The organism is Pseudomonas sp. NPDC087612, from assembly GCF_044743505.1.
Classification (GTDB): domain Bacteria; phylum Pseudomonadota; class Gammaproteobacteria; order Pseudomonadales; family Pseudomonadaceae; genus Aquipseudomonas.
On record NZ_JBIUWO010000001.1, the window covers coordinates 20650 to 45956 of the forward strand.

Consider the following 25307-nt stretch of genomic DNA (forward strand, 5'->3'; position numbering starts at 1 on the left):
TGAAAAAGCCCGCTTCAGCGGGCTTTTTCATGCGCATTGGTCACGACTCAACGAATCTGATGCTTGTGCAGCAGCCGGTAAAAGGTCGGCCGGGAAACCCCCAGCACCTTGGCTGCGATGCTCAGGTTGTCGCTGTGGCGGTTGAGCACGTCGCACAACGCCTGGCGCTCGGCCCGGTGCTTGTAGTCTTCAAGGGTGCCCATGCTCGGGGCGAACTCGTGCTGGCCCAGCAAGCCCAGATCCTGTGCCTCGATCTGCCGGCCTTCGGCCAGAACCAGGCCGCGGCGCACGCGGTTGGCCAGCTCACGGACGTTGCCGGGCCAGTCGTGCTTGCCCATGGCCACCAGGGCGTCTTCGCTGAAGGAGCGGGGCCGGCGGCCGGTTTCCAGGCTGTAGAAGTGCGAGAAATGACTGGCCAGCATCGACAGGTCACCATGGCGGTCGCGCAGCGGCGCGGTGACCACCTGCAGGACATTCAGGCGGTAATACAGGTCTTCGCGAAAGCGCCCGCTGTCAATGGCTTTTTCCAGGTCGACGTGGGTCGCTGCCAGTACCCGCACATCGACGGCTATCGGCTGGCTGCCGCCGACCCGCTCGATGTGTTTTTCCTGCAAAAAGCGCAGCAGATTGGCCTGCAGCTCCAGCGGCAGGTCACCAATTTCATCGAGAAACAGCGTGCCACCGTGGGCGGCTTCGATACGGCCGATCTTGCGTTGATGGGCGCCGGTGAAGGCGCCTTTCTCGTGGCCGAACAACTCGGACTGGATCAGGTGCTCGGGGATGGCGCCGCAGTTGATCGGCACGAAGGGTTTGTCACGGCGCTGAGACTGGCGATGCAAGGTGCGCGCCACCAGCTCCTTGCCGGTGCCGCTCTCGCCGCGAATCAGCACCGGCGACTCGGTGGGCGCCAGCTTGCTCAGCAGCTTGCGCAGTTCGCGAATCGGCCGGCTGTCACCGAGCAGTTCGTGCTCCGGTTCATCGACATGCACATAGCCCTTGCCGCGCAGGCGCGCCATGCCGAACGCGCGGCCAAGGGTGACCTGTACCCGCGAGACATCAAAGGGCAAGGTATGAAAGTCAAAAAACCATTCGCAGACAAAATCGCCGACATTCTGCGCCCGCAGCTCCTGCGGACTGAGTACGGCGATCCATTCGGTATTGCTGCGGCTGATCAAATCCTTGACCGCATCCGGGTGCTGCAGGTGCGAAGCCTGCAAACGCAGCAGCCCGACGTCGCAGGGATGTTCCAGGGCCGAGTTCAAGGTGCAGCTGTGTACATCCCAGCCCACACTGCGCAAGCCAGGCAATAGACGATGGCAGTCATCGCAAGGATCGACGATCAGCAGGCGGCGGTTGGATGCAGGCTCTAGCATGACCTATTCCTTGGCGCCAATAGTTGGAATTTTAAATAGAAACAGTGTGTTGGCAGGCCCGTTTTAACAGTAGCAACGATGCGTCAATCGCCCACTACCGTCTGTCTGCTGGAAGGGAGTATTTGTCGAGCAATTGCGGTCAAAGGCGGCGCCGCAACGAGCTGGATACCGGGTCGGTACCCCTGCGGCAACCTTGAAATTTTGCTGACGCTAGAACGCCTGGATCCTCAGTATTCAGCGTACCAGCTGGCGGCGTTCGGGCAAGCCCGGGTCGAGCTGGCCGGTGGCGGGTTGACCGGCACTCGGGCAACTGCTGGCCACTACGCATCGCTGGGCCGACGGGGAATAGAAGCTGCCGGCCGGGCAACTGTAGGAAAAGCGATGCCACTTCCCACCTATTAGCTGACACTGGAAATAGCGCGTGCAGTCGCTGGGGTCTGGATGGTAACCCGCCCCGACCGCCGCGCAGCTCACCTGAACCTCGTCGTTGCTGACGCCCCCGGATGAGCTGCAGCCTGCTAACAAGGTAAATGCTGATGCGACTACCAGACGCCCCAAGGTACGACTTGCGGTAAAACGTGAACGGTATGACATGATGCACCTCTTGGTGGTGTGAATGCTCGAATCAAGCTGCCGCTCATGGCGACGGATTGCCTACGGTCAGGTACCAGCCGCCAGCATTGGTATTCTGGGAAATACAGCGAAATGTGTGAGCCGAACCCACCTCGTAAATACGCTCGGCGCCAGGGCATTGACCGTTGGTGAACAGGAAGAAGTAGCGGCGTAGCAAATCAGGGAAAGGGTGCCCATAATGCTGCTGCAACAGCGCTTCATCAGCCGCCGATAGCGGGTTGCCGCCATTGCGTTGCATCACTGCGTAGCCGGTGGCATAGGAGGTTGAGCTCTCATCGATATTCAGCCACCTGACATTGTTGACCTGAACGCTGTAGGAGGCAGAGCGCTGGTCCGCATCGCGCACGGTAATCACCGTGCTGCCATTGCGCGCCCCGGTGACTTTGCCTTGCGTATCGACAACAGCAATACCGGTATTGGCGGAGTGGTAGGTGTAAGGAGGACGTCCGCCGGTTGCTTGGCGCACCGCCGTATTGGCCGGGAAGTCGCGAATCAGCTGCCAGTTCTTTTGCACCCTGATCGCCGAGCCATTAAGCACCAACGGCTCCGGGGCGATGGAAAAGCCGGCTCGCAGGGTCAGGCGCAGAACCGGAAAGATCAGCGTATCGGCTTCATTCTGGGCTTGCGCGAAATTGACCTTCAGTTCAACCCGCAGTTCGCTATTGTCTCGTAACATCAGCAGGCGGTCGCGGGTCAAAGCTCTGCTTATACCCGCACTGACTTCACCGGGGTCAAGCGCTTCGCCGACGATCAGATCGATGATATCCGGGTCACCGTTCAATTTGGTGCCATAGCAGCGCAGCCAGATACGTTGGCCTGCCCTGGCAAAATTCCAGGCAGCCACCGACACTCGGGTGTTGCCGCTAAAGCTATCCAGGTCCAGCACCAGACCAACCGCATAGTCGACCTGTAGCTGCGTCAACCCTGTCAACGGCTGCACCCTCAGGTTCAGCAGTTGCGACTCCTGCGGCTGGCTGGCTCCTTGACGCAACACGGAGTAACGAACCTGCACCTGACGCTGGAGCGCACCGATATTCGCACCAATGTACAAGGGCGGTATGGGCACCGATAGCTCACCGTTGGCATTGCCAACAAGCGGTCCCACCGAGGTTGACCCCAAGGGCGTGCCGGTCCAGGACAGGGTGATGCGGTCTTGTGTCGACATACCGGTGTAATGGATCAGTACCGTCGCGCCCGATGTTGCCTGCAGCGGGTCAAGCAGGCCGCCAGGCGCTTGTAGCACGGTAGGCGCCAGCAGTTCGAGATCTGCCTGGCTGATCAGCAGCGTCAGCGTAAACGAATAGCGTGTCCTTACCCCTGCTTCGACCACCCAGTAGCGGACGTATACCTCGCGATTGAGGCTCGGTGTAATAAAGCCTATAGGGACGCTAATGGTAAACGCCCCTGGCGCTGTCACCTCGACGCTGGTGGTGAAATGACCACCTTGCGCACTGCCCAGCCACTCAAGGTGCACGGTCTGCCCCTGCCGCATATTGGTGTAGCTGGGGATGCGTACAGTCGCGCTGGTGAGTCCGGTCGGATCAAACACGCCATTCTGGGCGCCATCCACACTGGCTTGCTGCAGTTCGGGTGCGGCCTCGCCCACGTGCAAGAGCAAGCGTTCGGAGTCAACGCTGGGTCCATTGTCATGTATCACCCGGTAGTAAAGCTCCAGCGTGCCGCCAGCGAGCGCAATGATATGTTGCGCTGCCACCACGATGATGATTTCCTCGCCTATATGCTCATCCCTGATGATGCGATGTTCCTCATGAAGGTAGGGTTCATGGTCGGCACGCGTGCCGTCCCACACCAGCACCAGGCGCTGATCCTTTGCCATCCATGAATAAGGTGGAACCCTCACGGTCGCTTGAGCCGCGTCATCTGGCAGGTACTGGTCTGGCGCTTCATCCACGATTGGCCGTTGCAGCTTTTGCGGCTCGCCGACAATCCCGACCGATTTGCTCTTGGAGCGCAACACGCTGCCGTTTATTCTCTGCACCTCGTAAGACACCGCGGCCCGCCCGCGCGCGATCCCCTGCACCTCGGCGTTCGGAATGCTGAAACTGGCAAAATACGGCAGGAACGGAATCTCGAAGGGTTGCGGCAGGTAGACGATCGGCCCTACCCCTTGCTCGGTGAACCCGCGCCATTTCAGGTGGATGACATCACCGACTCGAAAGCCAAACGAAAGGTCGGCGAAAACCTGTACGGTCACATCCTTGCCAGCGAGTTTGTCCAGGTCGATCAAACCATTGGCGTCGGCGTCAGCGACAAACGGCGCCGGTAAATCTCCACCGATCTCGACCCAGGCGTGGCTCACCGGTGACCAGTCCGCGGAGTAGTTGCCGACGTCGTCGATCAAGCGATAGATCAGCACCAGCTGGTCGGCGTCACCTGCCTCGACGATGGTGTCGTAATCGACAATGATCTGGATACGTTGATCGACCTCGTGGCCCTGCACCCGATGGCGAACAAACACACCGCCCCAACTCAATTCAATGACGTCGCCCCAGGCCATGTTCTCCCAAGGGAAAATGTATACCTCTACACCCAGGTGGGCATGCTCCTCGCCGATCAAGTCCGGGGTCACCCGCGGTGGCTGCAAGCCCTGGTGGCCCGGCGTACCGAGATCCGGGTCGAGCCCACCCGGCAGCAGACGCCTGACCTTGACCCGCAAGCGCATCGACCGGCGAATATTGCCGCTCAACGGCCGGACCTGATACCAGACCTCTGAGATACCTTCCGGTATCCGCTCGACAGGTAGTAGCCGGACAATCAAAAAATCCGGCTTGTCGAGATCTTCAGGCCGCACGATGTAAGGCGACGGGCTGGCCGGCTGCTCCGGATCCCCCCAATACACACTGATCGCATCACCAGGCGCCATTTGCAGATAGCGTGCAACCACCACTTGCAAGCCGTGCGGGCTGGTTTGCAACAACGCCTGGGTGATACCGCCGTCAAGATTGTCCGGATGGTCGACCAGCGGCGTCATGTACGGAACATGCACACGACTGGCTTCCACCGAGTGAATTTCGTCACCGCGCAGGTAATCAGGGAGCAGATCCGCGTCGTCCAGGCCGGACAGATCCGTCAGCTTGAGTGTTGAAAAAGGCAGGTCTTGGTTCATGGGTCGCCTCTGCAGACGTGACAATCGGAGCAATGACCCGGTCCTGCCCATGAAAAAAAGGACCGACTGGGAAACTGCAGTCGGTCCTTATTCAATACCCTCTTTTGTTGCCTCGCTACTGGCAAAAATGTCAGGTGTTCAGGCGGTAAATGTCATGGTCTTGGTGAAGCGCGCCCAGTTGCCTTGGGTTAGCAGTTGGAAGGTAACCGAGATCGTCTCCGCTTGGGTATTGACCACGTCGATCATGGCATCAAACGTACCGTTGCGCAGAGGCACGTCGGCCACTTGGCCTGGATAGTTGGTAAATCGCGCGCTCCCGGTCAGGGTCACACGTACGGAACCTATACCCGTTATAGTCACCGTGTCGTAACTGATCCGGTTGCGAGAATGTCCGTCAGCGAACGCACCGGTGGCAAGATTGGCCTTGGCTTGAAAATTTCCACTGGCGCCATCTGCCGGGAAGCTGCCGCGAAAGGCGATCTGCGCCGTGACGGTGGGTCTTCCTGCCTGGGTTGCACTCAACGTCGTACTGGTGGCGGTACAGCTGATCGCCTGCCGTGCGACGCCAACGCCATCTAGCGTCACCTGGACGGTTTGCAGGTTACCGGTAAACCTTGCCGTGCCCGACAGGCTAAGCGTTACCACAGCCCCCGGCTGGCCCACGACAGCAACGTGGTTGGTTTCTCTCGCATGCGCCCAGTCATGGGGCAACGCCCCTGTGGTCAGGCCGCCACTGGACACCACAAGACGTACCGGTGATGACCTGAACGTATAGGTACGCGTCGGAAACACTGTCCCGGTATTTTCATTACTGCTGCCGTCCAGGGTAACGGTGGCCTCCACCGTGAGGCTGGCATTGTCGGCCAACTCAAGCAGGCGGTTGCGCGGCAGGCTTCGGATGATGCCGGTCTGCAGTTCTGAGGGCTGCACCAACACGCCGTTTGCCAGGGTTACCAGCCAGTTGTTAGGACCTCGACAGCGCAGCCAGACCCGCTGCACCGTACTGATACTGCGCCATGGGTCGAGGCTGACGGTTGCGTCGCCAGTGAAGTTTGCAAGGTCAACCACGTTACCACTTGCCTGGTTAATTCTTGGCGTCGTGAGCAGCACCTGTTGCACCACGTAACGTGGTTGAGGAAAGGCGATGCCCTCGGCTTCATTTTGGCTGCCATAGGGCGTAACGGTCATTTCAATGCGCAGCTCACTGAGGTCCCTCAGTTGATGCAGGTCCGAGCGCAACAGGGGTCGGCGGATGCCCAGGTCGACTTCGCCGATCTGCACCAGCACGCCATTGGCCAAAATAACGGTTTTATCCGCCCCGGAAGCAAGCCTGCCCACAGCCCGCAACCAGAAACGCTGCAGGGTGTTGATACCGCGCCACGCCTCGACGGCTACCGTGGCATTGCCGGTGAACCGCGCCAGATCAAGCAGATTGCCCTCGGCTTGCTCGATGAAAGGCGTGGGCGGGTTTATCAGCATGACACCTACCCACAGGGCCAGATCGTCGGAATAGCGCGTACGTTGCCCAGGCTCGGTTACCCAGTAACGTACGTAGACCTCACGGTTCAGACTTGGAGTGATGAACTCGATCGGCACCCGGGCCGTCAGTTCCACCGCGACAGTTACCGGGATGCTGAGGTTGTAGGTGCCTCCCGCTGCAGTACTCGACCACTCCACATGGACCGTCTGCCCCGCCAGCATATCGTCATAAATACGAATCCGCACAGTTGCGAACAAATGGCCTGTGGGGTCAAAGGCATCATTTTCGGCAAAGTCGACCGTTGGCTGGACCAGCTCCGGCACCGCGTCACCGACATGCAGGAACAGAGGTTCCGAATCCTGGGGTTCGTTACCGCTGACCAGTACCCGGTAATGTACATTCACCGTCCCCCCCTTCAGCAGCGCGATATGCCTGGATGGCACGCGAAAGTCGAGATAGTCCCCGACCATGTCCTCAAGGATCAGACGCTCCTCGGCATGGTGATACGCCTGGTTATTCGACTGCCGGCCATCCCAGATCATGCGTACCACCTGATTACGGGCCATGCCCGGGTAGGCCTCAATCCGTACGGTTGCCTCAGGCAGCGTATCGGGCAGAAGGCCGTCTGACGCTTCAAGAACACTTGGCGCCCGCAGCCCACTCAATTCACCCAGGATTCTAACCACCCTGCGTAACGAAAACGCCGAACCGCCGGCAAACTTGCGCAGCTCATAAGTGACATCGGCATAACCCTGGGGTATGTCCTGCAGCCGTTGATTGGGGACCGTGAAGGTTGCGATATAGGGTAACGTCTGCAGCTCGAAAGGTTCGGGCTCATACAGCAGCGGCCCAAGGCCAGTGGCGGTAAACCCGCGCCATTGCACCTGAATGATGTCCCACACCCTGAACCCCCCCGTAAGCGATGCATACACTTGCACCGTCACATCGAGGCCGTCGAGCTGTTCAAGGTCGATGTAGCCATTGGCGTCTGCCTCGCGCACCACAGGCGGCAACAGGCGACCGCCCCCGGCCTCGACGTGGGCGTAACTGGAAGGTGACCAACCGGCAGAAACGTTACCGACATCATCAAACAAGCGGTACTTGACCTCCAGCGCCTCAGAGTCCCCGGCGGCGATAATCCGCTCATAGTCGACGATCATTTCGATGGTCTGATTGACCTGGCCCAACCTGACCTCTTGACGCAGTATCACTGAGCCCCAGCTCAGCTCGATGACATCGCCTACCGCCATATTGGCCCACGGCAGGATGTACACCTCCACCCCCAACTGCGCATATTGCTCATCAATCAGATGGGGCGGTACCACCGGGGCTGCAAGCCCCTGGTGTCCAGGTTCGCCTGGATGCGGATCCGGGCCACCGGGCAGTGCCCGTTTGACCTTGATTCGCAACCGTGCCGAAGACCGGACCGGCCCCACGGCAGGTCGTACTTCGAACCAGACCTCGCTGATGCCATTGGTAATCCTGTCTACTGGCACATTGTCAAACAGGGCCTGATTCAGATTCTTGTCGGTAATGATGATGGGCGATGGCAAGACCGCTTGGCCTGCTCCCCAGTAAACCTGCACCTGGTCATTGAGCGCCATGCCCAGGTACGCCTCGATGATCACCAACAGGCCATCAGCGTCAGTGGCAAGCGCTGCCGCGGTGATACCGCCATCCAGGTTCTCCGGGTGACCAGTCAGGGGGTTCCAGTAGGGAATGATCAGAACGCTGCTTTCGATCAAGCGTACCTGGCCGAAGCGCAAGTACCATGGCCTCGGATCGTGCGCCTGTTGCGAGTGATGTGCAGCAGCGTGTAGTACAGGTAGTTGCGGGTCCTGGCTCATAGGGCACCTTGGCGTGGGTCAATGAAGCAGCCCCCTGCACCGTCCACAGACCAGGACCGACCGGGAACTGCGGTCGGTCCTTATTCAATACCCCCCACTCCCTGGCCGCTACTGACAAAAATGCCAGGTACCCCGGCATCAACCGATGAACGGCATTAAAATATTTTTAAAAGAAGTGTGACTTGTCCCCCGGTCGGGGGCATCAGTACAAGTAACTTACCGCTATGCAAACAAGCGCGCGGTTATATTCGATGTTTGGGCCCACAGAGAGACCGAACCCATGAACGCCCCGCTCCGTGTCAACGAAGCACTGCTGATTGCCGACCACGCCTTCGAACCGTTCCAGTGTGTTGCCTGGGATGCGCCCAATGGCACCGGTGAACTAAGCCTGGCAGTTATCGACCGGACCAGTACCCGCATTGGCAGCAAGCAGGTGCCGAGCAGCACCTACTCCGACCCCGCCCAGTGGGCTGATCTGATCGAGCAAGTGCGCGCCGAGCTGAGCGAAAAAGGTTATGACTTGCAGCCTTGGTCGATGCCTAGGTAACGACCGGTTAATTACCAAAGGCGCGGCCCAGGCGCCCGTCTTTGGTAACGTTGTTATAACTCGCCGATAAACTGCGACACTTGGCCGCAGTTATATTTATTGATGCCTGATTATTTGCCGAGTACTGCCAGCGTTTCCAGGTGCTGGTAATCGGCGTGCAGTTGTTGTGCAAGTAACTGCGCCCTGCCGAGCTTTACCGGCGAACTTTCAATATCTACCAGCAACGCTTGGCACGGCAGCGGCTGCAGCGCCTCCCAGGCCTTGAGCCGGCCATCGGTGACAATCAGGCAACGTTGCAGTTCTGCCGGATAACGCCGCTGACGCTCCTGCAGCCAGTCCCGTGCCTGCGCCAGTGCCGCCAGCAATGGCGTTCCGCCCCCCGCCCCCAACGCCTCAAGCCATGGCTGCAAGCTCGCCGAAGCCTTGAGCCCGTGTCGCTGCCAGTGGGGTGCATTGCCGCTGGCGGTGAGCAGGGTCAAGCGCGCGCGGTTGCGGTAGGCCTGGTCGAAGAAACTCGCCAGCATGCCCTTGGCCCGGCTCAGCGCCTGGTGTCGGCGGGTCGACGCCGACGCATCGACAATCACCAGCCAAAGCTCATGGGCGCTGGCCGTGCGCTGTTGCCAGCACAGCGCGTTACGCGTGCGCGGCCGGCCCTTGAGCAAGGTGGCCGGCCAGGCCACCGCGCCAGATGCCGCCTGTTTGCTGCGCCCACGCGGGCCTGCGGCAAGTGCTCCGGGCCGGGGTCTGGCATCCGCGCTGCTGCGGCGGCGGATGCTCAGGGCTTTTTTGCCCAGCTCGGCACCTCGCGCCGGGCGCCGCTCGGTGTGGCTTGCGGCGGTAATTCGCCCCATTGGCCCTGGCCTTGCTGCCCGGCCGCAGGCGGCAGCGCGGCACCGTTATCTGGCGCTTGCGATTGTGGCGCCGGCGCCTCGCGACGCCGGTGGCGCAAGGCGAACTCGGCCACCGCATCGATATCCTCAGCCTCGATTACCTGAGCACCGCGCCAGGCTGCATGGGCGCGGGCGGCGCGCAGCCAGACCAGGTCGGCACGCAGGCCATCAACGCCCGCAGCAAAACAGCGCTGGGTAATCTGCGCCAGGGCCTGGTCGTCCAGGGCAATCTGCGCCAAGCGCTCGCGAGCACCATGGCAACGCTCGCGCAGGGCCGCCTGAGCAGGCGCCCATTGGGCGCAAAAGGCCTCGGGATCACTGTCGAAATCCAGCCGGCGGCGAATGATCTGGCCACGGGCTTCAGGCAGCGGCTGGCCTTCGAGCATCACATTAAGGCCGAAGCGGTCGAGCAATTGCGGGCGCAACTCGCCCTCTTCCGGGTTCATGGTGCCGATCAGCACAAAACGGGCGCTGTGGCGGTGGGAAATACCGTCGCGCTCGACCCGGTTGGTGCCACTGGCAGCGACGTCCAGCAACAGGTCGACCAGATGATCCGCCAGAAGGTTGACCTCATCCACATAGAGCACGCCACCGTCTGCCTTGGCCAGCACCCCGGGGGAAAACTGCGCCTTGCCCTGGCCCAGCGCCGCATCCAGGTCGAGGGTGCCGACCAGGCGCTCTTCGCTGGCACCCAGCGGCAAGGTCACGAACGGCCCTTCGCCGAGCAAATCAGCCAGGCCCCGGGCCAGGGTGCTTTTGGCCATGCCGCGCGGGCCTTCGATCAGCACGCCGCCGATCTTCGGGTCGATGGCGGTCAGGCACAGCGCCAGTTTCAGCTCATCGGCGCCGACCACGGCGGCCAGGGGAAAATGTGCAGGTTCGCTCATGTCAATTCTCTTCTTCGCCGTCCAGCAGCTGTTCTTCCAACGCTTCACGGTAGTCGCCCGGCTCCTGCCAGAGCCCGCGCTGCTGGGCTTCGAGCAGGCGCTCGGTGATGTCGCGCAAGGCCTCGGGGTTGTGCTGGCGGATAAAGTCGCGGGTCGCATCGTCGAGCACATAGGCGTCGGCCAGCGACTGGTAATGGTGGTCGTCGATCAGCTGCGTGGTGGCATCGAAAGCGAACAGGTTGTCGACGGTGGCCGCCAGCTCGAAGGCACCTTTATAGCCGTGACGCTTGACCCCGTCGATCCACTTGGGGTTCAGCGCCCGGGCGCGAATCACCCGGTTCAGCTCTTCTTTCAGGGTGCGGATGCGCGGCCGGTCCGGCTGGCTGTGGTCGCCGTGATAACTGGCCACCCTGCTGCCGCCCAGGCTCTCCACGGCGGCGAGCATGCCGCCCTGGAACTGGTAGTAGTCATTGGAATCGAGCAGGTCGTGCTCGTGGTTGTCCTGATTTTGCACCACCGCCTGCACCTGGCTCAGGCGCCGGGCAAAATCGGCGCGCGCCGGTGTGCCGTCATCGGCGGTGCCATAGGCATAGCCACCGTGATTCAAGTAGACCTCGGCGAGGTCCTGGCGGTCATTCCACAACCGTCCGTCGATAGCATTCTGCACGCCGGCGCCATAAGCGCCCGGTTTGGCCCCGAACACCCGCCAGCCGGCCTGGCGAGCGGCCTGTTCGGCGTCCAGGCCCTGGGCCAGCAGTTCTGCGCGCTCGCTACGGACCTTGGCCGCCAGCGGATTGAGCTCATCCGGCTCATCCAGCGCCGCCACCGCTTGCACCGCCGCATCGAACAGCTTGATCAGGTTGCCAAAAGCATCGCGGAAGAACCCCGAGACGCGCAAGGTGACATCCACCCGTGGCCGGTCGAGCAGGCTCAAGGGCAGGATTTCGAAGTCGTCGACGCGCTGGCTGCCGCTGGCCCACACCGGCCGCACGCCAAGCAGGGCCATGGCCTGGGCGATATCGTCGCCGCCGGTGCGCATGGTCGCCGTGCCCCACACCGACAGGCCGAGCTGGCGCAGGTGATCGCCATGGTCTTGCAGGTGACGTTCGAGGATCAGGTTGGCCGAGGCAAAACCGATGCGCCAGGCGGTGGTGGTCGGCAGGTTGCGCACATCGACGGTATAGAAGTTGCGCCCGGTCGGCAGTACGTCCAGGCGCCCGCGGCTTGGTGCACCACTGGGGCCGGCAGGCACGAAGCGACCGTCGAGAGCCGCCAGCAAGCCGTGCATTTCTGCCGGGCCGCAGTTGTCCAGTTGCGGCGCGACCTGCTGCGCCAGCGCGTCGAGAATCGCCTGTACCTGTGCCCATTCAGGGCCGCCGACCAGCTGCACGCTGCCATCGAGGGTCTGTTCGATCAGTTGGCTGGCGTACAGCTCAAGGCGCTCGCGGGTATCGCCGGCGGTGCGCCAGGCTTCGTCCAATGTCGCCAGGAGTGCGGGCCGAGGGCCTTGCCAGGGCTGGCCGAGGTCGCAATCGAGCGGGTCGAAGCCCAGGTTCAGCGCCTTGGCCAGGGCCCGCAACAAACTGCCGTTGGCCCCGCGCCCATCACCGCGTTCCACCCGCAATAGCGCCAGCAAGGTGTCGATACGCAGGCGCCCGGCCGGCGACTCGCCGAACACGTGCAGGCCATCGCGGATCTGCGACTCCTTGAGGTCGCACAGGTAGGTGTCCAGGCGCGGCAGCCAGATCGCGGCATCGTCCAGGGCGCCTTCGATCTGCAGTTCGCGATCGATATGGTTGTCGCGCACCAGCGCCAGGATGTCGCGCTGCAGCTCGCGGGCCCGGCGCGGGTCGAGCAGCTGCGCCTCGTAGTACTCGTCGGCCAGCAGCTCCAGGTGGCGCAACGGCCCGTAGGTTTCGGCGCGGGTCAGCGGCGGCATCAGGTGGTCGATGATCACCGCCTGGGTACGGCGTTTGGCCTGGGCGCCCTCGCCCGGGTCGTTGACGATAAACGGGTAAATGTTCGGCAGCGGCCCGAGCAAGGCGTCCGGCCAGCAGCTATTGGACAGCCCGACACCCTTGCCCGGCAGCCATTCGAGGTTGCCGTGCTTGCCGACATGGATCAGCGCATCGGCGGCAAAGCCATGGCGCAGCCAGAAGTAGAACGCCAGGTAGCCATGCGGCGGCACCAGGTCCGGGTCGTGATAGACCGCGCTCTGGTCCAGCTGGTAGCCACGGGCCGGCTGGATGCCGACAAAAGTCAGGCCATAGCGCAGGCCGGCGATCATCATCCGCCCGCTGCGCAACATCGGGTCCTGGCTCGGTTCGCCCCAGCGCTCGCGCACAGCGAGCTGGTTGGCCTCGGGCAAGGTAGCAAAGGCCGCCAGGTAATCGTCCAGGGCCATGCTCTGCATGCACGGGCGCAGGTCAAGGCTGTCCAGGTCATTGCTGACGCCACCGAGCAAGGCCTGGATCAGCGCTGTGCCGCTGTCGGGCAAGGGCGCCAGCGGATAGCCCTGGGCCTGCAGGGTGCGCAGGATGTTCAGCGCCGCTGCCGGGGTATCGAGGCCCACGCCATTGCCGATGCGACCATCGCGGGTCGGGTAGTTGGCGAGGATCAGCGCCACGCGCTTCTGCCCGTTGGGTATCTGCGCCAGCGCACACCAGCGCCGCGCCAGCTCGGCGACAAAGTCCATGCGTTCGGGCTGGGCGCGGTAGCAGACCACGTCGGACTGGCTGCGCTCGCTGCGCCAGGCCAGGTCCTTGAAGCTGACCGGGCGGGTGATGATGCGCCCGTCCAGCTCCGGCAAGGCGATGTGCATGGCCAGGTCACGGGCACCCAGGCCCTGCTCGCTGGCCTGCCAGGCCGGTTCGTTGTCCTGGGCGCAGATCGCTTGTAACACCGGGATGTCACGGCGAAACGGGCGCAGGTGCGGCTGCTCGGGGCTGGACTGGGCAAAGCCTGTGGTGTTGATGATCAGCGCAGCGTCGACCTGGTCCAGCCAGTCTTCGACCTGCTGCAGGCACGCAACCTCCTTGAGGCTGGCCACGGCAATCGGCAAGGGGTTGAGCCCAGCCAGCTGCAAACGCTCGCAAAAGGTGTCGATAAAGGCCGTGTTGGCCGCCTGCAGGTGCGAGCGGTAGAACAGAATCGGCACCACCGGTTGCTCGACCTGCCATTCGCCGAACCAGTCCTGCAGCGCCGCAGCGGCCTTGCGCGGGTGGTACACCGCGGTGCGCGGCAGTTGCTGCGGCGCGCTCCACGGGTAGTCGCGCTGCAGGTACTGGCTGGCCAGGCAGTTGAACAGGTTCAGGGCATTGGCCTTGCCGCCCTGGCGCAAGAAGTGCCAGAGCCGTTCGGCCTGCTCGGCCGGCACCGTACTCAGGCCGGTCAGTTCCGGGTCGGGGCGGTCGTCGCCGGGCACCAGGATCAACTGCACGCCACGGGCGGCCAGTTCCAGCAGTTGCTCCACACCATAGCGCCAGTAACCGACGCCGCCGTGCAGCGACACCAGGATAACCTTGGCATGGCGCAGCACCTGGTCGACATACAGGTCGACCGAGGCATGATTCTGTACCTGCATGGGGTTGGCCAGACGCAGGCTGGGGAAATCCTCGGGCAGCTGCTGGGCGGTTTCGGCCAGCAGCGCCAGGTGCGAGTCACCGCTGCAGAGGATTACCAGCTCGGCCGGGGTCTGGCCGAGGTCGGCAATGCTGTCGTCCGGTACAAAACCACCGGGCTGGGTCCGCAGCAGGTGCATGGGTCAGGCGCCCAGGGCGGCGCGCAGGCTCGCTTGCAACTGCGGCGCATCCAGCTCCTGGCCGATCAGCACCAGGCGCGTGGTGCGCGGCTCTTCGCTGCGCCAGGCGCGGTCGAAGTGCTTGTCGAAACGGGTGCCTACGCCCTGGATCAGCAGGCGCATCGGCTTGCCCGGGATCGCCGCAAAACCTTTGACCCGCAGGATGCCGTGTTGCACCACCAGTTGGGTCAGGGCGTCGAGCAGCAGGCTTTCGTCGGCTTGCGGCAGCTCGATGGAGATCGAGTCGAAGGCGTCGTGGTCATGGTCGTCGTGATCGTCACCGTCGTGGTGCGAGTCGTGGTGGGTGCGGCGGCCATCGATGTGCGCCTCGGATTCGGCGCCCAGGCCCAGCAACACTTCCAGCGGCAGGCGACCGCTGCTGGCTTCGATCACCTTGACCGCCGGCGGCAGCTCTTCTTCGACTTCAGCGCGAACCTTGGCCAGGTCGTCGGCGGCGATCAGGTCGGCCTTGTTCAGCACCACCAGGTCGGCGCTGGCCAGCTGGTCGGCGAACAGCTCGTGCAGTGGCGATTCGTGGTCAAGGTTGGGGTCGAGCTTGCGCTGCGCATCGACCTGCTCCGGGTAGGCGGCAAAGGTGCCGGCGGCGACGGCCGGGCTGTCGACCACGGTGATCACCGCATCAACGGTGCAGGCGTTACGGATTTCTGGCCACTGGAAGGCTTGTACCAGGGGCTTGGGCAGGGCCAGGCCGCTGGTTTCGATGAGGATATGGTCGAGGTCGCCGCGACGCGCCACCAGCTCGCGCATCACCGGGAAGAACTCTTCCTGCACGGTGCAGCACAGGCAGCCGTTGGCCAGCTCATAGACGCGGCCGCTGGCCTCTTCTTCAGTGCAGCCGATGCTGCATTGCTTGAGGATTTCGCCGTCGATGCCCAGCTCGCCAAACTCGTTGACGATCACCGCGATGCGCCGCCCCTGGGCGTTGTCGAGCATGTGCCGCAGCAGCGTGGTCTTGCCCGAGCCGAGGAAGCCGGTAACGATGGTGACGGGGAGTTTGGCCAGTGTTTTCATTTCGATGCCCTTGGCAGGATGGCGGGCATGCGGGACGAGCGCCAAAGGTGTTGTGTACCTGGCCTGTTCGCCACCGGATCACCCCGCCCGGTTGAATGTCGGAAACTGTTCGAGGCAGGTCTCCTGGCTTGCATTGCACCGGCGCCGTGGCCAGTCGAACGACGCCTTCCCGCACGTGCTGCAGTGGCTGTGTCGAACCCTTCAATGCTTACAGTTGCGGGGGCAGCCGCGGCTTGAACCGCGTTCCCGTCTTAGCTTCGGCCAGCGCCGAAGAACCTCGAAGCGGCTAGGCTACGCAGTGCCCGGTGAGCGGTCAACTGCTGTCACGATTGACGCCTGCCCGCGCCCGTGATTTGCTAACGCCATTCGTTTGGGTGCCCCTTGAGGGTGAAACTGGGAAACCGGTGCGTCGTACGCTTCTTTAAAAGGTGTATGGCAAGTCCGGTGCTGCCCCCGCAACGGTAAGTGAGAAAAGCGTCAGAGCCACTGTGCCCGCTGTCTGGCATGGGAAGGTGACGCCTGTGGTGTGGCCAGCGGCCAACCCTCACCAGCCCGGAGACCGGCCCAACGCTTGACCGAACAAACCCGCGGTGGGCGGGCGCTGTTACAACCCCTGGGCGAACGCCGCGCAGGGGTTCGCTGCGCTTGCCTGTTGCCGACAACACCAAGAGGAAAGCGCCATGCGTACCAGTACCGCCATTAACCAAGCCGTTACCCCGTCAAGCCTCAGCCAGCGTCTGCTGGTGGCTGTCGGCGCCTCGCTGCTGGGCCTGTGCCTGGTGTACTTCGCCGGTTTCTCGCACATCGAAGCAGTGCACAACGCTGCCCACGATACCCGCCACAGCGCCGCCTTCCCTTGCCACTGAGTGCTGCCCCGATGATCAAGCGTATTGCCAGTACCGCAGGCTTTACCGGCCTGCTGGCCGCCCTGCTGCTGACCCTGCTGCAAAGCTTCTGGGTCGCGCCGCTGATTCTCCAGGCGGAAACCTATGAAAGCGCCGCGCCTGCGCTCGAAGCGCCCCATGAACATGCCGCCGGTACCGCCGAGCATCATCACGACAGCGAAGCCTGGTCGCCGCAAGACGGCTGGCAGCGGGTGCTGTCGACCACCGGCGGCAACCTGGTGGTGGCGGTCGGTTTCGCCCTGATCCTCGCCGCGCTCTACACCCTGCGCGCACCGAAGACCGTGATCAGCGGCGCGCTCTGGGGCCTGGGCGGCTTTGCAGTGTTCTGCCTGGCGCCGACCCTGGGCCTGCCACCGGAACTGCCGGGCACCGCAGCCGCCGATCTGGCCCAGCGCCAGGCCTGGTGGGTCGGTACTGCTGCTGCCACCGCCGTGGGCCTGGCCTTGATCGTGTTTGCCCACAACTGGCTGCTGAAGATAGTCGGCGCAGTCTTGCTGGTAGTGCCGCATGTAATTGGCGCGCCACAGCCGGAAGTGCACCAGATGCTCGCCCCAGAAGCCCTGGAAGCCGAGTTCAAGGTCGCCTCGCTGCTGACCAACGCCGCGTTCTGGCTGGCCCTGGGGCTGATCAGCGCCTGGCTGTACCGCCGTTCGAGTCAGGCCTGAGGATGCAGTTGTACCTCGGCCTGGGTTGCCGTCGCGGCTGCCCGGCCGATGCCCTGAGCGAGCTGCTCAACCGCACCCTGCTCGCCCATGACCTGCCGCCCGGCGCGGTCATGGGCCTTGCCAGCATCGACCTCAAGCACGACGAACCCGGCCTGCATGAACTGGCCCGGCGCCTGGGCGTGCCGCTGCGGTTCTACAGTGCGGCGCAGCTGGCCGCTTTCGAATCACAGCTGAGCCATCACTCTGCGCTAGCCTTCCAGCACAGCGGCTGTTATGGCGTGGCCGAGAGCGCCGCCCTGGCCCTGGCCGAGCAGCTCGGCGGCCCGGCCCGGCTGCTGGTCACTCGCACCCTGCAGGCCGACGCCAGCCTGGCATTGGCCTGCACCAGCGGTTTTCGCTGATAATCAGCCCTTTACCCGCAAGGACACCCCATGACCGTCTATTTCATCGGCGCCGGCCCCGGCGATCCGCAGCTGATCACCGTCAAGGGCCAGCGCCTGATCCAGCGCTGCCCGGTGATCATCTACGCCGGCTCCCTGGTGCCGGCCGCAGTGCTGGAAGGTCACCGCGCCGAGACCCTGATCAACAGCGCCGAACTGCACCTGGCGCAGATTATCGAAGCCATCAAGAGCGCCCACGACAATGGCCAGGACGTCGCCCGGGTGCACAGTGGCGACCCCAGCCTGTATGGCGCCATCGGAGAGCAGATCCGCTACCTGCGCGAGCTGGGCATTCCCTACGAGATCGTCCCGGGCGTCACCGCCGTGGCCGCCAGCGCCGCCCTGCTCGGCTGCGAGCTGACCCTGCCGGACATCGCCCAAAGTGTGATCCTCACCCGCTACGCCGACAAATCACCCATGCCGGCCGGCGAGCAACTGGCCGACCTGGCCCGCCACCAGACCACCCTGGCAGTGCACCTGGGGGTCAAGCACCTGGCTAAAATCGTCGAAGAGCTGCGCCCGCACTATGGCGGCGACTGCCCGATTGCCGTGGTGCACCGCGCAACCTGGCCGGACCAGGACTGGGTGCTGGGCACCCTGGAGACGATTGTCGAGCTAGCGGCAGCCAAGGATTTTCGCCGTACCGCGCTGATTCTGGTAGGCCGGGTGCTGGGCAACGACAGCTTCAGCGAGTCGGCGCTGTACCGCGCTGGCCACGCCCACCTGTATCGGCCCTGAGCGTATACACTGACGATTCCGTTCCGCCTGTGAGGACCTGACCATGCTCGAATTGCGCCCCAACTGTGAATGCTGTGGCAGCGACCTGCCCGGAGATAGCGCGGATGCGTTGATCTGCTCGTTCGAATGCACCTTTTGCCGTGACTGCAACGAACGTCAGCTCAAGGGCCAGTGCCCCAATTGCGGCGGTGAGCTGGTCAAACGCCCGGCACGCTCGGCGGCCAAGCTGGTCAACAACCCGGCCTCGACCCAGCGGATCGTCAAGGAACAGGGCTGCCCGAGCCATTGAGGTAAACCTGATTGGCAAGGCGTTGCCTTGCATCGCCGGCAAGGCTCCACACAATGGATCTGCATGCGCCGGACCTGTGGGAGCTGGCTTTGCCAGCGATCGAGTGCGCAGCGCTCGTAATCCAGACGCCACCTGATGTGCTGGCTGTACCGGCCTCATCGCCGGCAAGGCCGGCTCCCACAATTTTGGGAGCTGGCTTGCCAGCGATGGGTTTCACGGGGTTTGATACTGGCTGAGGTACTTGTCCAGGGTCGCGCTGTCTGCGCTGCCATCCCCCGCCACCTGCCACAGGCGCCGTTCAATGCCCTGGGCCAGCAAGTGCCCCACCGCCGCCTCGATCGCCGACAGCACGCACAGCTGCGCCGGCTCGTTGGTGGTGTAGCCGACCTCGGCTTCCAGGAGCTTCTTGAATTCGATGAACTTGAACACCCCGGCGCTGCGCCCGACCGAGTAGATGGTCTTGCTGGTCATGACGTTGGCCAGCACCTGGCCGCTGCGCACGTCCACCGCCCGCAGGTTGACCGAGACCTGGTCGACCCGGTACTCGCGCGACAGGTCGATACCCAGGTAGCGCGCGCCCTCGCCGCCGCTGCGCACGTTGGTGTCGTAGGCGATGATGCCGCCTTCGAGCATCAGGTTGGCCGCCTGCAGCGGCGGCAGCTCGCCCTGGATATTCACCGGGGTGTCGGGCTTTTTCTGCGAGGCGCGAATGATCTTGCGTTCGGTCAGCAGGTTCTGCAGCCCTTCGCGCTCGAGCACCACGAACCAGCCGCTGGCCTGCAGGGCGTCCATCAGCATGCTCGCCGCGCCCTGGGTGACGCTGGTGGAAAACGAGCTGGCCGGGGTCGGCTTGTATTGCCCGGTCTGGTCGCGAAAACCATACACCACCGCCATCAGCCGGCCCTTGGGCCGCGGCATGTTGAGCAGGTCGTAGTAGGTCGAGGCCCGTGGCGTCAGGGTCGGGCTTTCGCTGTCCTGTTCGGCCGGCATCGGTTCGCGCAGGCTGCAGCCTTGCAAGGCGGCCAGGATCAGCAGTGTGCTCAGAAATCGTTTCATCGCTGTTTCTCCCCGTTGTCCTGGCCCTTCAAGGGTTCAGGCCGTTGACCTGAATTTCCGAGATTTCCCCGGTTACCCGGTCGGTCACCTGAATGCTCAGGGCCCCCGAGTCGTCGATGACGTTGATGATGAAGGCGTCGGTCTGCAGGCTGCCGGTGTTGCCGTTGTTGATGTTGGTCAGCAGTTGCGAGAGCAGGCGCGACTCCAGCTGGCTGGTGAAGCGCTCCAGTGCCGAGGTGCTGGCAAAGGCCGAGGTGCGGTCCTTGATAGCCGGGTCTTCGTGATCGTTCTGCGCCTGGGCGTTGTTGAGCAGCCAGGTGCCGTTCAGCGGGTTGCCGCCAAACGCCGGGTTGACCGGGGTGTAGACCAGTTCCGTGGCGCTGGCTGCACTGGCGAGGCTCGCCAGCAATACCAGCGAGGCCAGGCTGCAGGTTTTGTTGTTGTTCATAGCTCGTCCCTCTCCAGATCAGTGGTGTCCTGCAGCAGCATCTGCAGCTTGCGCTGGATGATCTGCGCCTTGACCAGGTCCGCAGCCTCGTAGGCGGCGTCCTTAAGCTCAGTGGTGTTGGGTGGCAGAAAACGCCGGTACAGCACGCGTTGCTCGTACTCGACCGTCACCAGGCTGCCCCAGCGCGGGTCGGGTCGTTCACGTACCACCAGGTTGAAATCCAGGCGGCTGGTGGCACGCAGCCGCTCGGCAAAGCTGTAATAGAAGTCGTGGCCGATGTGCGAGATGGTGTTGTCGACGATAAAGCCCATCATCTCGTCCTCGGCGCCGCCCCGGGCGGTGCCGGCCAGCAGCACCAGGGCCAGGGCCAGGGCACTGAGGCGGCGGTTCATTGCCCGGCTCCCTGGGCCAGGCCCTTGCGGGCGCCGGCGGCGCTTTCGTTGAAGGCCTTTTCGGCGACGAACTGCCAGTCGCTGTAGTGCTCAAGGCCGTCGAACTCCGACCATTGCCCGGCAAAGCCGGTGCGTTTGAGCGGCAGGGCCTGGGAGCGGCTGTAGACGCCGGTGATGCGCCCGTCGATCGAGCGCAGCAGGCCCCAGTCATCGCTGGCGGTGATCGGGTCCGGGTACAACTTGCGCAGGTGCCGCTTGGGGTTGGGGTAACGGCTATCCTCCAGCAGCTCCTCAAGGCTCTGCGGGTATTGGGCCAGGCCAGGTGAGGCGCGAAAGTAGCTGCGCAGGGCCTGGGCATACTGGCCGCCGACCCACAGCAGCTCGCGTTCGCGCTCGCGCTGGGCGACGGTCGACCACAGCGTGCCGGTGGCCGCCAGGGCCATGCCGGTGACGGCAATCAGCAACAGCACGCCCAGGTAGGTGAAGCCTGCCTGCCCGGCATTACCACTCGGCATAAAGGCTGCCATCACGGGCCCTCCCGGTTGAACCGCTCTTGATGTCGGCGACGGCGCCGGCGACGCCTTCGGGTGGCGCCACCAGCAACCAGCCGTCGCGGCGTTCGGTGATCGGGTCCAGCGGCGCGCTGCGCAGGTAGCGCTGCTCGACCAACTGTTCCAGCGACTCGGGGTAGCGGCCGGTGTCGCCGTAGTAGTGGTCCAGCGCCTCGCGCATCACCGCCAGGCTCTGGCGCAGGGTGGCCTCGCGCGAGGTCTCGAGGCTGTTGAAGTAGCGCGGCATGGCGATGGTCATCAGCGTGGCGATGATCGCCATCACCACCAGCAATTCGATCAAGGTAAAGCCCTGGTTGCGTTTCATGCTGCTCACCACTGCCCGTAGGCGATGCCGTTGAGGCCCTTGCCGCGGGCCCGGGAGTACACATCAAAAACGTCTTCACCATCACGCGGGCTCTGCGCCGGGCTGTCGTAGGCGCGCAGGCCCCAGCCGCCCTGCTCGTCGTCCTTGCGCGCGGCCAGCAGCGGGTCCTGGGGAATGCGCCGCAGAAAGTAGAACTTGGCGCCCTTGGCACTGCGCACATCGCGCACGCCATCGACCAGCACCTGCAGGTTCGGCGGGTAGCCGCTGGCGTCGAGGGACTTCTCGATATAGCCGGCGTCGAAGGCGCGCTTGTAGGCGTCGATGGCATCGCGCAGTTGGTACAGCGCGGTGCGCAGCTCCTGCTCCTTGTTGCGCCGCACCAGGGTTTCGGTCAGCGGCGCGGCAATCGAGGCCAGCAACCCGAGCAGCGCCAGGGTCAGGATCACTTCGATCAGGCTGAAACCTGCCATCGGGCGTTTCATGATTTACGGCCTCACCGCGGTCGGTACCGCCGCAATGGGTTGCTCGTCGTCAACCTCGATGCTGCGGTTGAGGTTGCGGATCTGCATGCTGGTTTCAGTGCCGGTGGCAAACTCCATGTCTGACGGGCTTTGGTACGGCAGGTTGCGGATAATCCGCGGGGTGATCGACAGCACCAGCTCCGACTGGCTGTTGTCGCTGCGGTTGCTGCCGAACAGCCGGCCCAGGCCGGGGATGTCGCCAAGCCCCGGGATCTTGTTGCCGCTGCCGCCCTGGTCGTTGCGCATCAGCCCGGCCAGCACCTGGGTTTCGCCGTCGTGCAGGCGCAGGCTGGTCTGGGCGTTGCGGGTATCGACCTGGACCGGGATGGTGCCCTGGCGGGTCGGCTCCAGCGGCTTGGCGTTGCTGACTTCCAGGGCCACCTTGATCGCCACTTCGTTGTTCAGGTGCACCACCGGGGTCACTTCGAGCTTGAGGCCGACGTCCAGGTAGGTGACGCTTTCGGTGATCACCGGGCCCTGGGTCGAGGGCACCGAGGTGGCGCTGATGATCGGCACCCGCTGGCCAATGTGGATGCGCGCCTGTTCACGGTTGCTGACGCGGATCACCGGGCTTGCCAGGGTGTTGATGTCGTTGTCCTGGGCGTTGATCTTGGCTTGCGGGGCCGGGGCAATGCTGATGCGCGAAGAGTTGATGCCGCGCAGTTGGTCGAGGGTGCCCACCGGGTTGCCATCGGCGTTGAGGATGCCAAAGGTGTTGGGCCACTGCAGGCCGAGTTCGAGGATCCGCGAACGGGCAACCTCCATCACTTCCACCTCCAGCACCACTTCCGGGTTGGACTGGTCTTGGGATTGCAGCAGTTTCTCGGCCATGCGCACGGCGTCGGGGGTGTCGCGCATGGTCAGGGTGTTGAGGCGCTCGTCGACGAACACGTCGCGGGTCTTGAGCATGGTCTTGACCATGTTCAGCGCGGTGTTGGCGTCGATGCTGGTCAGGTAGAAGGTGCGCATCACCAGTTCCTGGTAATCCTTGATCTTCTGCGGCGAGTCCGGGTAAATCAGCAGCGTGTTGTCGTTCACCACCTTCTGGTGCAGCTGGTTCTGTTCCAGCAGCAGGGCCACGGCGTCTTCGATGCGCACGTCACGCACGAAGATGGTCGCCTTCATGTCCGGGCGCAGGTCCTTGTCGAAGATGAAGTTCAGCCCCGCCACCTGCGACAGCACCTCGAAGATGGTCTTCAGGTTGGCGTCGCGAAACTCCAGGGTCACCGGCCGTTCGAGCTTGCTGCGCAGTTGCGGGTTGGGCTGGGCGGTGCGGCTTTGCACCAGCTCGATGTCCTTGCGCAGGGCCAGGCCACCTTCGTTCTGCGGGTCGAGCAGCAGCACTTCGCGCATGTGCCGCTCGGCGCCGAACAGGTCGCCGCTGCGCAACGCCGCCTGGCCCAGGGCAATGCGCTCGCCCAGGTTGCGCATCTGCTCGATCTGGCGCACCGCATCCAGGGCCCGGCGGTTGTTCGGCTCCAGGGTCAGCACCCGCCCGTAACCTGTGCGCGCACCGCCGAAGTCATGGCGGCTGCGGTCGCTGTCGGCCTGGGTCAGCAGCGCCTCCACCGCCTGGCGCCGGCCCTGGATCAAGGCGATGTTCAGTTCGGTGTCGCGCGGGTGTTCCTTGAGCGCGTCTTCAAGCTGGGCGATTCCGGCTTCGTACTGGCCCTCACCGATCAGGGCCTGGGCGTCCTTGCGCACACCCGAAGTGCCGCATCCGGCCAGGGCGACACACAGGGCAAGCATCAGGTACGGCGCTTTGTGGCTGAGCCTTGGCGAATTCATGGTGCGCTCCCTACAGACAAGGTCTGGGACAGGTGCAATGGCAGGTAGACCAGGCTCAGCTCCGTGGCGGAGATCTGCTCGATCCGGTAGGTGTCATCAATCACGTCGCCGCGGCGCACGACGTAGAGTTTTTCGCCGCTTTGCAGGAACACCTGCTGGTCGTCGCGATCATCCAGGCGGCCAACGAACTGGAATGGCAGTGCCGGGGCGACAGGCGCCACGGCCAGCGGAGCGATGACCACCGGTTGTTCGGTGACGGTGGTGACCTGCACCGCAGGCTTCCAGCTCTTGCTCGGGAACAGGTCGCGCGGCTGCAGGGCTGCCGGCCTTGCCGCCATCTGCGCAGTCGGCGTCAGCGGTGCAGAAGCCTTGCCGGCGACCTCAACAGCCGCCTCGGCGTCTTCAGCGACGTCGTCGAAGAAATACCCCGGTGCCCAGGCCAGCACTGCGGCGGTGCCGAGAAAAGCCAGCCAGGCCAGGCTGCGTTGAGTGTTCATCATGACCTCGACAGGTAAAGGGTCATACGGATGCGCCCGGTCAGCTCGCGGTCGCCGATCTTCTTGCGCTGCAGGTCAATGTCTTCGAGCACCAGTGCCGGCAACTGGCCGAGCAAGGCATGCACGTAGCGGCGGATTTGCGGGTAGCTGCCGCGCACCGGCAGGAGGATCTGGTAACGCGCCAGCTGAGTCTTGGGATCGACCCCCAGGGCGTACTCGCCGCGGGCCAGGGTGATCTGCTCGGCCTTGGCCAGGGCATAGATGCGGTCGATGGCCACAGTGGCCTGAGGCTGGGCCGGCAGCTGTTTGTGAAAGTCTTCCAGCTCGTGCCTGGGCACCTGCGCCAGCTTCAGCGTGCCCTGCTTGAACTGCGCGACCTGCAACAGCGCCTGATCACGCTGCTGCTCCAGCTGTTGCAACTGCTGCCATTGGCCGAGCAAGGCAGTAACGCCATACAGCAGGGCCAGGGCCAGCAACCCGGTACCGGCCAGGCCCACTACGCCGAGCTGGCGGGCGCGTTCATGGAGGATCAGGCTAGGGATGCGCATTGCCGTTCTCCCAGGTGGCCGACAGGTTGAACTGCACCGGATGCTCGGCCTGCTTGGCGATGATTTCGTGGTTGAGCAGCGACACATCGCGCAGCTCGTCGCTGGCTTCCAGACGCTTGTGGAAGGCCAGCATGGCCTCCAGGTCGCGGGCTTCGGCGCTGATGCGCAGTTGGCCCTTGCGCGCATCGGGGGTCAGGGTGAGCAAGGCAACGTCGTCTTGCGGCAGCCCTTCAAGCATGTTGAACAGGCGCTCCCACGGCCGTTGCAGTTGCTGCGAGACGCTGCGCATCTGTGCCAGTTTTTCGGCCTGCTCGCGGCTTTGCGCGGCATTGAGCGCTGGCTCGGCCTGGGGCCGTTTGCCCAGTTGCCGGTCGAGCTGTTCAAGTTGCTGTTCAAGCCCGGCCTGTTGTTGATCGAAGCCCTGCTGCAGCAGCGCAGTGCCGAGCAGCAGGCTCAGTGCGCATGCCAGCAGCGCCCAGGCGGGCCAACCTGTGCGGGCGGGCTGCAGGTCCAGCATCAGGCGGCGCAT

At 63.7% G+C, this 25307-nt stretch carries 24 protein-coding genes and 2 riboswitches; of the genes, 6 read left to right on the forward strand and 18 right to left on the reverse strand.

Annotated elements, in window-relative coordinates; genetic code table 11:
* Positions 1-47: 47 nt before the first annotated feature.
* From ACIOVF_RS00130 to ACIOVF_RS00145, 4 genes are all read right to left on the reverse strand, one after another.
* The gene (locus ACIOVF_RS00130; RefSeq protein WP_045198338.1) at positions 48-1373 is read right to left on the reverse strand and encodes a sigma-54 dependent transcriptional regulator; all 1326 of its coding nucleotides are present in this window, start codon (positions 1371-1373) and stop codon (positions 48-50) included.
* A gap of 234 nt (positions 1374-1607) precedes the next feature.
* Complete coding sequence (locus ACIOVF_RS00135; RefSeq protein ID WP_082075449.1) at positions 1608-1967, reverse strand: chitin binding peritrophin-A domain-containing protein; 360 nt, start codon at positions 1965-1967, stop codon at positions 1608-1610.
* A 43-nt stretch (positions 1968-2010) separates the two neighbouring features.
* Complete coding sequence (locus ACIOVF_RS00140) at positions 2011-5133, reverse strand: hypothetical protein (protein ID WP_045198337.1); 3123 nt, start codon at positions 5131-5133, stop codon at positions 2011-2013.
* Positions 5134-5271: 138 nt separating this feature from the next.
* On the reverse strand, positions 5272-8460 hold the full coding sequence (locus tag ACIOVF_RS00145; protein WP_401286482.1) for a hypothetical protein: 3189 nt from the start codon (positions 8458-8460) through the stop codon (positions 5272-5274).
* Positions 8461-8740: 280 nt separating this feature from the next.
* Between ACIOVF_RS00145 and ACIOVF_RS00150 the strand changes: the two genes are divergently transcribed.
* Positions 8741-9007 carry a hypothetical protein gene (locus ACIOVF_RS00150; RefSeq protein ID WP_045198333.1) on the forward strand — a complete coding sequence of 89 codons (267 nt, stop codon included), beginning with the start codon at positions 8741-8743 and terminating at the stop codon, positions 9005-9007.
* A gap of 110 nt (positions 9008-9117) precedes the next feature.
* On the opposite strand, the gene ACIOVF_RS00155 is transcribed toward ACIOVF_RS00150, so the two are convergent.
* From ACIOVF_RS00155 to cobW, 4 genes are read right to left on the reverse strand one after another with little or no spacing between them, the layout of a single operon-like run.
* Positions 9118-9858, reverse strand: coding sequence for a VWA domain-containing protein (locus ACIOVF_RS00155; RefSeq protein WP_082075448.1), 741 nt, complete (start codon positions 9856-9858; stop codon positions 9118-9120).
* Positions 9783-10784 (reverse strand): ATP-binding protein, encoded by a 1002-nt coding sequence (locus ACIOVF_RS00160; RefSeq protein WP_045198329.1) that lies wholly within the window; start codon positions 10782-10784, stop codon positions 9783-9785. The genes ACIOVF_RS00155 and ACIOVF_RS00160 overlap by 76 nt, the downstream gene beginning before the upstream one ends.
* Before the next feature lies 1 nt (position 10785).
* On the reverse strand, positions 10786-14544 hold the full coding sequence (gene cobN / locus ACIOVF_RS00165; protein WP_401286485.1) for a cobaltochelatase subunit CobN: 3759 nt from the start codon (positions 14542-14544) through the stop codon (positions 10786-10788).
* 3 nt (positions 14545-14547) lie between these two features.
* Positions 14548-15615, reverse strand: coding sequence for a cobalamin biosynthesis protein CobW (cobW, locus tag ACIOVF_RS00170; protein ID WP_045198466.1), 1068 nt, complete (start codon positions 15613-15615; stop codon positions 14548-14550).
* A 95-nt stretch (positions 15616-15710) separates the two neighbouring features.
* Positions 15711-15910: riboswitch (cobalamin riboswitch) on the reverse strand.
* 60 nt (positions 15911-15970) lie between these two features.
* Positions 15971-16198: riboswitch (cobalamin riboswitch) on the forward strand.
* A 97-nt stretch (positions 16199-16295) separates the two neighbouring features.
* Between cobW and ACIOVF_RS00175 the strand changes: the two genes are divergently transcribed.
* From ACIOVF_RS00175 to ACIOVF_RS00195, 5 genes are read left to right on the forward strand one after another with little or no spacing between them, the layout of a single operon-like run.
* Complete coding sequence (locus tag ACIOVF_RS00175) at positions 16296-16481, forward strand: CbtB domain-containing protein (protein WP_036995824.1); 186 nt, start codon at positions 16296-16298, stop codon at positions 16479-16481.
* An 11-nt stretch (positions 16482-16492) separates the two neighbouring features.
* A complete protein-coding gene (locus ACIOVF_RS00180; RefSeq protein WP_045198325.1) occupies positions 16493-17185 on the forward strand; it encodes a CbtA family protein in 693 nt (230 codons plus the stop codon).
* A gap of 2 nt (positions 17186-17187) precedes the next feature.
* Positions 17188-17586 (forward strand): cobalamin biosynthesis protein, encoded by a 399-nt coding sequence (locus ACIOVF_RS00185; protein WP_401286488.1) that lies wholly within the window; start codon positions 17188-17190, stop codon positions 17584-17586.
* A 30-nt stretch (positions 17587-17616) separates the two neighbouring features.
* Positions 17617-18363: a precorrin-4 C(11)-methyltransferase gene (cobM, locus tag ACIOVF_RS00190; protein ID WP_045198321.1), complete on the forward strand. Its 747-nt coding sequence runs from the start codon at positions 17617-17619 to the stop codon at positions 18361-18363.
* A 43-nt stretch (positions 18364-18406) separates the two neighbouring features.
* The gene (locus ACIOVF_RS00195) at positions 18407-18652 is read left to right on the forward strand and encodes a DUF1272 domain-containing protein (RefSeq protein WP_045198320.1); all 246 of its coding nucleotides are present in this window, start codon (positions 18407-18409) and stop codon (positions 18650-18652) included.
* 213 nt (positions 18653-18865) lie between these two features.
* Here ACIOVF_RS00195 and ACIOVF_RS00200 read toward each other — a convergent pair whose 3' ends face one another.
* Genes ACIOVF_RS00200 through ACIOVF_RS00245 form a run of 10 tightly spaced genes read right to left on the reverse strand, consistent with a single transcriptional unit; the run spans position 18866 to position 25307 of the window.
* Positions 18866-19708, reverse strand: coding sequence for a CsgG/HfaB family protein (locus ACIOVF_RS00200; RefSeq protein WP_045198319.1), 843 nt, complete (start codon positions 19706-19708; stop codon positions 18866-18868).
* A 28-nt stretch (positions 19709-19736) separates the two neighbouring features.
* Positions 19737-20156, reverse strand: coding sequence for a curli assembly protein CsgF (locus tag ACIOVF_RS00205; protein ID WP_045198317.1), 420 nt, complete (start codon positions 20154-20156; stop codon positions 19737-19739).
* The gene (gene csgE / locus ACIOVF_RS00210; RefSeq protein ID WP_045198315.1) at positions 20153-20548 is read right to left on the reverse strand and encodes a curli production assembly/transport protein CsgE; all 396 of its coding nucleotides are present in this window, start codon (positions 20546-20548) and stop codon (positions 20153-20155) included. Before csgE ends, ACIOVF_RS00205 begins: the two co-directional genes overlap by 4 nt.
* Complete coding sequence (locus ACIOVF_RS00215) at positions 20545-21075, reverse strand: type II secretion system protein (RefSeq protein WP_045198314.1); 531 nt, start codon at positions 21073-21075, stop codon at positions 20545-20547. Before ACIOVF_RS00215 ends, csgE begins: the two co-directional genes overlap by 4 nt.
* The gene (locus tag ACIOVF_RS00220; protein ID WP_045198313.1) at positions 21050-21424 is read right to left on the reverse strand and encodes a type II secretion system protein; all 375 of its coding nucleotides are present in this window, start codon (positions 21422-21424) and stop codon (positions 21050-21052) included. The genes ACIOVF_RS00215 and ACIOVF_RS00220 overlap by 26 nt, the downstream gene beginning before the upstream one ends.
* 5 nt (positions 21425-21429) lie before the next feature.
* On the reverse strand, positions 21430-21906 hold the full coding sequence (locus ACIOVF_RS00225; protein WP_401286491.1) for a prepilin-type N-terminal cleavage/methylation domain-containing protein: 477 nt from the start codon (positions 21904-21906) through the stop codon (positions 21430-21432).
* A 3-nt stretch (positions 21907-21909) separates the two neighbouring features.
* Positions 21910-23733 (reverse strand): secretin N-terminal domain-containing protein, encoded by a 1824-nt coding sequence (locus ACIOVF_RS00230; RefSeq protein WP_045198310.1) that lies wholly within the window; start codon positions 23731-23733, stop codon positions 21910-21912.
* On the reverse strand, positions 23730-24230 hold the full coding sequence (locus tag ACIOVF_RS00235; RefSeq protein ID WP_401286493.1) for a hypothetical protein: 501 nt from the start codon (positions 24228-24230) through the stop codon (positions 23730-23732). Before ACIOVF_RS00235 ends, ACIOVF_RS00230 begins: the two co-directional genes overlap by 4 nt.
* A complete protein-coding gene (locus ACIOVF_RS00240) occupies positions 24230-24778 on the reverse strand; it encodes a pilus assembly protein PilO (protein ID WP_401286495.1) in 549 nt (182 codons plus the stop codon). The genes ACIOVF_RS00235 and ACIOVF_RS00240 overlap by 1 nt, the downstream gene beginning before the upstream one ends.
* A complete protein-coding gene (locus ACIOVF_RS00245; RefSeq protein ID WP_045198305.1) occupies positions 24765-25307 on the reverse strand; it encodes a pilus assembly protein in 543 nt (180 codons plus the stop codon). The genes ACIOVF_RS00240 and ACIOVF_RS00245 overlap by 14 nt, the downstream gene beginning before the upstream one ends.